This is a genomic window from Candidatus Omnitrophota bacterium (genome assembly GCA_013791745.1).
Lineage (GTDB): Bacteria > CG03 > CG03 > CG03 > CG03 > CG03.
In genome coordinates, this window is sequence record VMTH01000085.1 from 1 (window position 1) to 8,066 (window position 8,066).

Sequence of the window (8,066 nt, forward strand, 5' to 3'; positions counted from 1 at the left end):
ATCCAGTTATCGTCGATGATCTTCCTGAAAGAGGCTGTTTTGGTCGCTATTCCCGAAAGGAAAGAGAGAAAATTGAGCGCCGCCCTCTCCGCTGAAAATATCATGCCCGCATCGCCCTCTATAGCGCAGACGATTTCACCGCCGGTAACCGGCGAGGCATCCTTTTTGAGCGCTCTCACTTTTATGTTTTTAGATCTCGCGGTGAAAACAGCCGAAAGCAGAGCCATGCCCGCGAGGCGACAATCACCCCGGGCAACAATGCGGGCTTTGACCTTGCGCGCACGCGGCAGAAATTTTGACGTGATATCGTCACGAACCCTGTCCTCACTGAAAGCCCTTTTGAGCAGGAAGGAAAATTCCTGTTGTTCTTTTTTATTTAACATAAGGCGGGGACGCCATGTTTTATATGTCTTTGTGAATTACTCTGCCTTCTTTGGTACTGACATCAACGGAAGCTTTGTGGAGTATCCTGTCAAAATCCGCTATGACTTTCATTATCTCCTGCGGAGAAGACGCCGCGAAAATTTTTTGCATCATGACATCGCTTTTCAACAGCCTCGCCGCTCGGGCCACCACCTGGATGTATTCCCTGTTCAGGTCAGGCGGGGATGCCACCATAAAAACAGCTGTGACGGGTTTGCTGTCAAGAGCGTTGAATTCCACCCCGTCCTTGACGATTCCCATGGCGCAGAATATCCTTTTGACACTTTCATGCTTGGCGTGCGGAATGGCTATTCCGCCGCCTATGGCCGTTGATTCAAGTTCCTCTCTCTCCCTGATGGCCTTTAAAAAAGCGTCTTTGTCCGACAAAACCTTTTCGGCCGCGAGGCACTCTGTCAGCTCCGCCATAATGGCATTTTTATCATGCCCCTTCAATTCTATCACAACGGTCTTTTTACTTAAAACATCCTCTAAAAACACTTTATCTCCTTGCTGACGCCGTCAATTCAAAACCAGATTTTTGGAGCGGGCGATGGGATTCGGACCCACGACCTCAACCTTGGCAAGGTTGCGTTCTAGCCAGCTGAACTACGCCCGCTCTATTGGGATTATCCTAGACAAATATTCCAGGATTGTCCAGCCCTTTTCAGTCCTTGACAATCCATGTGCCGGTCTTTCCGTCCATGGCTTCGCCTATTTTTTCCGGACAGGTTATCAGAGCTTCCTTGCCGCCGTTCTCAAAAAACTTGATTACCGCCTGGATCTTGGGAAGCATGCTGCCCTTGGCGAAATGCCCCTCGGCCATATACTTTTTAGCTTCTGATACCGTGATCCTGTCAAGCTGTTTCTGATCCGGCTTACCGAAATTAATACAGACTTTTTCCACCGCCGTAGAGATGAGAAGAAGATCCGCCTTTATGTTGGAGGCCAGAAGAGCCGACGCGAAATCCTTATCTATCACAGCCGCGCAGCCTTTGATTATATTCTTCGCCTTATCATAGTACACCGGGATGCCGCCGCCGCCCACGGCCACAACAATGAAACCGCCTTTAACCAGCGTGGCTATCGCGTTTTCTTCAAGTATTTCTTTGGGTAAGGGCGACGGAACAACCCTTCTCCAGCCTCGGCCGGCGTCCTCGACTATATCCCAACCCTCTTTTTCCTTTCTTGCTTCAGCATCTTCTTTTGTCAGAAAAGGCCCGACCGGCTTTGAGGGATTCTGAAACGCGGGGTCTTCCTTATCCACAAGAACCCTTGTCACAACCGTGGCAACTTCTCTCTTTATACCCCTGCGGCGGAACTCGTTTGAAAGCGCCTGCTGAAAATTATAACCTATAGAGCCCTGTGTATCGGCTCCGCAGGAGTCCATGGGAATCGGATGCAAACCTTCTTTTATCCCGGCCTCGCTCCTTAAAAGCATAAAACCTACCTGAGGGCCGTTGCCGTGTGATATCACGACATTCCAACCCCGGTCGATCATATCGGCTATGTGCTTCACCGTCTCGACGACACACATATACTGGTCCGGCACGGATGAATGCGCCTTGTCTTTTATGAGTGAATTACCACCAACAGCCACGACTGCTACCTTGCCCATTTGTTCCTCCTCAATTGTACCCTTCTGTTTTTTGATCGGCCGGAAATGATTAAAGCTTATCCGACATCGTCAAAGCCATAATGGCTTTCTGAACATGAAGCCGGTTTTCGGCGATATCCAAAACTATGCTGCGCGGGCCCTGGTTCACTTCACGCGTGACCTCGGCGCCCTCGTCGACAGGCATGGGATGGATAAACTTCGCCCCGGGATTTGCGGTTTTCATTTTATCTTCATCGCAGATCCAGTCTTTGTACTTATCACTTGAGGCGCGCTTTATCTCGGCCTCTTTGCCTATCTCATAGAAGTCTTTACCGAACCAGTTGCGCGAATAAACATAATCAGCGCCCTTATACGCGGCCCTCGGATCGCCTTTGACGATCTCAAAAGTGCCGCCGGCGGCTTCGGCGTTTTTCTTCGCCTGCTCGACTATGTTTTCGGGAAGCGAATAGTTATCGTCCGGATAAGCGAGCTTCACATTGACTCCCAGGCGGGAGTTTAGAAGAAGGCTTTCGTGCACGGAACAATAGCTGCGGGCAAGAGCCCCTTTCGCCCAGGTCTGGACAATAGTCTTGCCTTTGGTGGGCTGATTGTTGTTGTGCTCCCTCATCCCCATGATATCGGCAAGGCCCTGGCAGGGATGATAGATATCATCCGCCATGTTGATTATCGGCACATCCGCGTACTTGGCATATTCCCTGAGGATCTTATTGCCGTCGCCGTAATTGTCGACGGATGTTTCAAGTATCCTTATCCCTATGCCCACGGCGAACCTCGCCATGACCTTCGCGGCGTCGTGGATCGTCTCACCCGCTACCTCAACTCCCTTCTTGACGCTCTTGAGCCTCATTGCCTTGGGTTCGATGAACTGGGCGTGTCCCCCGAGTTCCGTCGCCGCGGCCTCAAAAGACTGCCTTGTTCTCAGCGACGGATTATAGAAGAACATGATGAATGTCTTAAAAGCCAGAAGACTGTTGTAGGGCTCACCGTAACGGTTCGCCTTCATCTTCACGGCCAGAGACAGTATTTCCTCTATTTCCTCAACCGAAAGTTCCTGCGTGGTCACAACATCTTTACCGAACATTTTTGACTTTGCCATTTACTTCTCCCTGTTTATTTAAATTTACAATTTCAATCTTTCAATAAGCTCAAAATTGAAAAATTCTTACAGCCGGCCGCCCATCAGCAATGACATGATCGCCTTATGCGCGTGAAGCCTGTTTTCCGCTTCGTCGATAACTATTGACTTAGGTCCGTCGATAACTTCATCCGTCACTTCCTGGCCTCGGTCGGCAGGTAAACAGTGCATATATACCGCGTTCTTATCGGTAAGATCCATCTGCGCCTGGGTTGTCATCCAGCCTTTCGCAAGTTCATTCACCCGTCTTGCTTCGTCATGATCCTGATCCTTTATCTTTTTTCCGGTTTTGGGATCGAAATAATTGAAACAAGTCGTCGAGCCCCAGGCTTTCGGATAAACCACATCAGCGCCCTTGAAACCTTCGTTGAAATCATTTGTGATTTTAAACGAACCATCTACCTGAGCGGCATTCTGCTTGCATTTCGCAATAACATTCGGATCCAGGTCATATCCTTCCGGATGAGCAAGTGTCACATCCATTCCCATAAGGGTCGCGGCAAGTATAACACTCTGCGGTACTGCCCTGGGTTTCTCTATAGAACCGGAATAAGCAAATGACATTGTAAGTTTCTTGCCTTTGAATGATCCGAATTTCTCTTTGATGGTCATAACATCCGCTAATGCCTGGCAGGGATGGTATATATCACATTCCATGTTTATGACGGGAGCCGCCGAATATTCGGCAAATTCTTCCATAGTCGCATGGGCAAATCCGTAATTCCATCCGGCAGGCGGTCCATACATTCTTATCGCTATAGCATCTCCGACCCGGCTGAGCATTTCGGCCACGTCTTTTATCCGTTCTGTTTCATAAGGTATATCAAAACCTTTTCTGGCGGGAGTATAAGTTTTGCCCGGTTCTAATGAGCAGTGGAAACCGCCCAGCTGCTGAATGCCCGCGTCAAAAGTGCTTCTTGTGCGCAGCGACTGGTTAAAAAACATCGTAAAAAGCGTTTTTCCTTTTAAAATGTTAGAGGTGTCCAGTCCAAGCTGAAAGCGGCGTTTCAGTTCAAAGCCGACCTCCATCAAGGTTTCCCATTCTTCTTTTGTGTAGCTGAATTCCGGATCAAGCCAGTCCCTTCCCAAAAAACCGTTCGTTCTCACTCTGTTTTCCTCCTTGAAAATGTCAAATTCTAAATTTTGTACTTACCCAAAAAAACAACAATCCTAAAACATGCTCTTAAGCCATTCAATAAGGCCTTTTCTGCGTTTGCGGTGGCCGGGGGCGGTCAGCGACGGGGATTCCTTGCTCACATCGTATTTGAGCAGGCCCAGAACAGATGTCCATGAAACATCATCCACAACAGCCGCGTCGCCCGCGCAATTGGCGGGGTATCCCAGCCGCGTCTGAAAACCGAGCTCCGCGCGCACATAATCCTCCATCCCCGGCAGTTTGGCTCCGCCGCCGACAAGAATGCAGCTCGGCACAAGATCAGGATTGATCTTCATAGCCTCAAGTTTCCCCTTGATGCCGCTCTTGCCGAAAATATCCGCGAGACGCCCGCTTATTATTTCCGATATATCTTTAAGGCTCACCTCATCCTTGGTCCTGCCGTCTATCCTTGTGATCTCTATTTTGCCTTCTTTGGGGATGTGCGCCTGCGTGGCAAAACCGAAATCCTCTTTGATCCTGGCCGCTTCCAGGCGCGAAGATTTGATCTCCCTGGCTATATCGTTGGTTATGTAATCGCTGCCGTTGCGGGTCGCGAAAAAGCCTCTTATCCCGCCTTTATTAAAGTAGGATGTTTCGCAAAGGCTGCCGCCTATGTCTATGAGTATGCAGCCGAGAGCCTTTTCATCATCAAGAAGAACAAGTTCCGCGGCGGCCAGCGAGGAGAGGATGGTGTTCTGTATCTCAAACCCCGCCTTCTCCACGCATTTCCTTATATTAGTCAGCATCGACGCTTTGGCTATAATATTATGCACATTCACCTGAAGATGTTTCGCCGCCATCCCCTTGGGGTTCATTATCCCCCTCTGATTATCCACCATATATTCAAGCGGTATCGTGTGTATTATCTCATCCTCGGAATTCGGTATGCTGCTGCGCGCGGCCTGGAGCACCTGCTTCACCTCGTTGAAGCTCACCTCCTGGTCCTGAGACATGACCGCTATGGCGGCGTGGTGATCCTGGCTTGATATGTGCATCCCGTGCACGCCGAGTGAAACGTAATTAATATTGGTTTGCGCCTTGTCTTCAGCGCTTTCTATGACTTCTCTTATGGATTCGACAGTTTGGGGAATATCTATGATGATTCCCTCTCTTATACCTTTGCAGGGCCTGGAATCATAGCCGAGAACTTTTATCTGCTCACCGACGACATCGCCTATCACGCATTTGATGTGTGACGACCCTATTTCAAGTCCGGCCCTGATGCTTTCACCTGTCATTTATTATTTTCAACTCCTTTATGAAATTTTATGATAGCACTTCGCATTTTTTTTGTAAATGGGCGCAAATCTATGTACTGGATCTTCCGGCCTTTTGAAGCGGCGTCTTTTATAACTTTGCCCACAGACTCCACTTTTTCCCGGACAAGTTCCCGTTCGGGGCTGCCGAATATAACCGCGCAATCGGCCATATTCATTTTAAGCGATTCCCCCTCCATTGAAAAAGAAATTATAGCCTCGTAGAACTTGTTTTCCGTATCCCTGATATCCTTTAAAAACGCCATGATCTCATCGCGCCTCCCGGATGCCGCCTCATTGTAATCGCTCCACAGCGGGATCTTGTATTTTTGTTCGGCGGCAGAAACGCTCCTGACGATCTTATTGTCCAGGGTGACTATAAATTTCCGGCCGTTCTCAATGAACATGGCCGCGGGAATACGCTCTTTGATCTTCACGATTATCTTTCCGGGAAAAATCCTTCTTATCTTCGCTCGGTCTATCCACTGTTCTTTCAGGAACAGATCCTCATCCAGTTTATAGCTGAAAATATTGGCTCCGGTTTTCATGTCTATGAGTTTCTTCACGTAATCTTCATTGAGCACCGACAATCCCCTTATCTCTATTTTCCTGACATTGAGCTTATCCCAGCCGCGCAAAAAATTGTAACAGAAATGCGCGGCCGTGCCCACGGCGAACAGGACAAACAGCGCGAAAAGAATTTTAAAGCCGGTGCCCTGTTTTTTCTTTTTGCGGGGGCGCTTCTTCATCTTTTGAGAGAATCCTTTATTATAGCCGTCACAGTTTCATCAAAGCTTATCCCGACAGCGGCGGCCGCCTCCGGCAAAAGGCTCGTCTCAGTCATTCCCGGAATAGTGTTTATTTCAAGAGCGTAAAAAATCCCTGCCCCGGACCTTATAAAATCCACACGGGCGGCGCCTTTTATGTCCAGAGCCCGACAGACTTTCAGAGTGTTCCTGCCCAGAGCGGCGGCGGCTTTTCTGTCTATCCGCGCCGGGACAATATGATCGCTCATGCCCGGAGCGTATTTGGCCTCGTAGTCGTAATATTTGTTTTTCGGCACTATTTCAAGCACGGGAAGGTCTTGCCCCGCGAGATATCCGACGGTAAACTCCCTGCCTTTTATGTATTTTTCCGCCACTATCTCGTCACCGCAGGCGAAAGCCTTATCCAGCGCCTTCTTTATGAGAGAACTTTTTGAAACAATAGACAACCCCTCGGAAGAACCTTCCGATGAAGGTTTTATAACGGCAGGCAGCAGAGGCGAAACAGCGCTGATTATATTTTCTTCGCCCCTGATAATCCGAATTCCGGGGGGCGTCTTTATACCCTGCGAGGCGAAAATAGTTTTGGCGAGGGCCTTATTCATGCAAATGGCGGATGCGAGCACGCCCGAGCCGCTGTAAGGCAGGGCCATTATTTCCAGCAGGCTCTGCAGACGGCCGTCTTCACCCCATAACCCGTGGCAGGCTATGAAATAAAAATCCGCCCGGGCTGATTTGATTTTTGAGACCATATCGCCGCGGCCTATGTCAACGATACGGCTTTTGAAAGCCAGCCGTTTCAGCGCCGCGTTGACAGCCGAGGCCGTTTTGAGCGATATCTCCCTCTCGCTCTTTGAAAGGCCGGCGAGCACCGCTATTTTCTTTATATTTTTCAGCGCGGGCGCGAAATGCTTCTTCATTTTCATGTTTGCTTCCTTCAAATAATTAAAACCATCGTTTTTTCTTATAAATCCAAATTTTTCCAATTAACATAATCGCTATCTTTCAATTCCTTACTTTTGATTTATTCTCAATTCTCATACGAGCGCGTTTTATTGCTCCGTGTAATCTCTTCTCAAGCAGTTGTTTCGAAGGCAGTTCCGTTAAGTATTGCGCTACGCGTATTCCTGACTTTTCCACTTCCAGCAATTCTATTGTTTCATCTTTTTTTCCGGCGCATAAAATCAAACCTATTGGCGAATCTTCCCCGTCTTTCATTTCATATTTAGCCAGCCATCTCAAATACAGCTCCATTTGTCCCTTGTGCGCCGGTTTAAAATCATCCAATTTTAACTCAACTGCCACCAGCCGGCGCAACCCGCGATGAAAAAATAAAAGATCTAAATAATAATCCGTGGAGTCAATTGATATCCTTTTCTGCCTCGCGACAAAAGTAAAACCCGCGCCGAGTTCAAGCAAAAACGCTTCCATTTCGCGTAATATCGCATCCTCAAGATCTTTTTCAATATAGCGGTCTTTTACGCCAAGAAAATCAAGAAAATACGGATCCTTAAACACCAAATCCGGAGTAAGCTGATCTGTTTTGCGAAGTTTAGCTATCTCGTATTCAACCAATTTTTCAGGTTTACGGGAAAGAGCAGTCCTCTCATAAAGCATACTGTCTATCTTTTTCTCAAGCGCTCTGGTACTCCAGCGTTCTATACGGCACATCTCGACATAAAAATCACGCTTCAAAGGATCATCGATGTAAATGACA

The 8,066-nt window shown here is 48.3% G+C and carries 9 protein-coding genes and 1 tRNA gene; all 10 read right to left on the minus strand.

The window, feature by feature from the left end; all coding sequences use genetic code 11:
- Positions 1-383 (minus strand): hypothetical protein (locus tag FP827_03815; protein ID MBA3052201.1); only part of this gene is annotated, 383 nt, incomplete at its 3' end.
- Between the two features lie 19 nt (positions 384-402).
- Complete coding sequence (locus FP827_03820; GenBank protein MBA3052202.1) at positions 403-921, minus strand: PTS sugar transporter subunit IIA; 519 nt, start codon at positions 919-921, stop codon at positions 403-405.
- Between the two features lie 41 nt (positions 922-962).
- Positions 963-1,039, minus strand: a tRNA-Gly gene (locus tag FP827_03825).
- A gap of 48 nt (positions 1,040-1,087) precedes the next feature.
- On the minus strand, positions 1,088-2,038 hold the full coding sequence (gene arcC / locus FP827_03830) for a carbamate kinase (GenBank protein ID MBA3052203.1): 951 nt from the start codon (positions 2,036-2,038) through the stop codon (positions 1,088-1,090).
- Between the two features lie 49 nt (positions 2,039-2,087).
- Positions 2,088-3,134: an ornithine carbamoyltransferase gene (locus tag FP827_03835; protein ID MBA3052204.1), complete on the minus strand. Its 1,047-nt coding sequence runs from the start codon at positions 3,132-3,134 to the stop codon at positions 2,088-2,090.
- A 66-nt stretch (positions 3,135-3,200) separates the two neighbouring features.
- Positions 3,201-4,280, minus strand: a complete 1,080-nt coding sequence (locus FP827_03840) for an ornithine carbamoyltransferase (GenBank protein MBA3052205.1) — start codon at positions 4,278-4,280, stop codon at positions 3,201-3,203.
- 63 nt (positions 4,281-4,343) lie between these two features.
- Complete coding sequence (gene ftsA / locus FP827_03845; GenBank protein MBA3052206.1) at positions 4,344-5,567, minus strand: cell division protein FtsA; 1,224 nt, start codon at positions 5,565-5,567, stop codon at positions 4,344-4,346.
- The gene (locus FP827_03850; protein ID MBA3052207.1) at positions 5,564-6,334 is read right to left on the minus strand and encodes an FtsQ-type POTRA domain-containing protein; all 771 of its coding nucleotides are present in this window, start codon (positions 6,332-6,334) and stop codon (positions 5,564-5,566) included. The genes ftsA and FP827_03850 overlap by 4 nt, the downstream gene beginning before the upstream one ends.
- The gene (locus FP827_03855) at positions 6,331-7,275 is read right to left on the minus strand and encodes a D-alanine--D-alanine ligase (protein MBA3052208.1); all 945 of its coding nucleotides are present in this window, start codon (positions 7,273-7,275) and stop codon (positions 6,331-6,333) included. Before FP827_03855 ends, FP827_03850 begins: the two co-directional genes overlap by 4 nt.
- Before the next feature lie 79 nt (positions 7,276-7,354).
- Positions 7,355-8,066, minus strand: a 712-nt coding sequence (locus FP827_03860) for a DUF1016 domain-containing protein (GenBank protein ID MBA3052209.1), incomplete at its 5' end; no start/stop codon positions are given.

What these genes read in the sequence shown, in the direction of transcription:
- FP827_03850 (MBA3052207.1), bottom strand. Translation starts at nt 6,334, where the DNA reads ATGAAGAAGCGCCCCCGCAAAAAGAAAAAACAGGGCACCGGCTTTAAA.
- FP827_03855 (MBA3052208.1), bottom strand. Translation starts at nt 7,275, where the DNA reads ATGAAAATGAAGAAGCATTTCGCGCCCGCGCTGAAAAATATAAAGAAA.
- arcC (MBA3052203.1), bottom strand. Translation starts at nt 2,038, where the DNA reads ATGGGCAAGGTAGCAGTCGTGGCTGTTGGTGGTAATTCACTCATAAAA.
- ftsA (MBA3052206.1), bottom strand. Translation starts at nt 5,567, where the DNA reads ATGACAGGTGAAAGCATCAGGGCCGGACTTGAAATAGGGTCGTCACAC.
- FP827_03835 (MBA3052204.1), bottom strand. Translation starts at nt 3,134, where the DNA reads ATGGCAAAGTCAAAAATGTTCGGTAAAGATGTTGTGACCACGCAGGAA.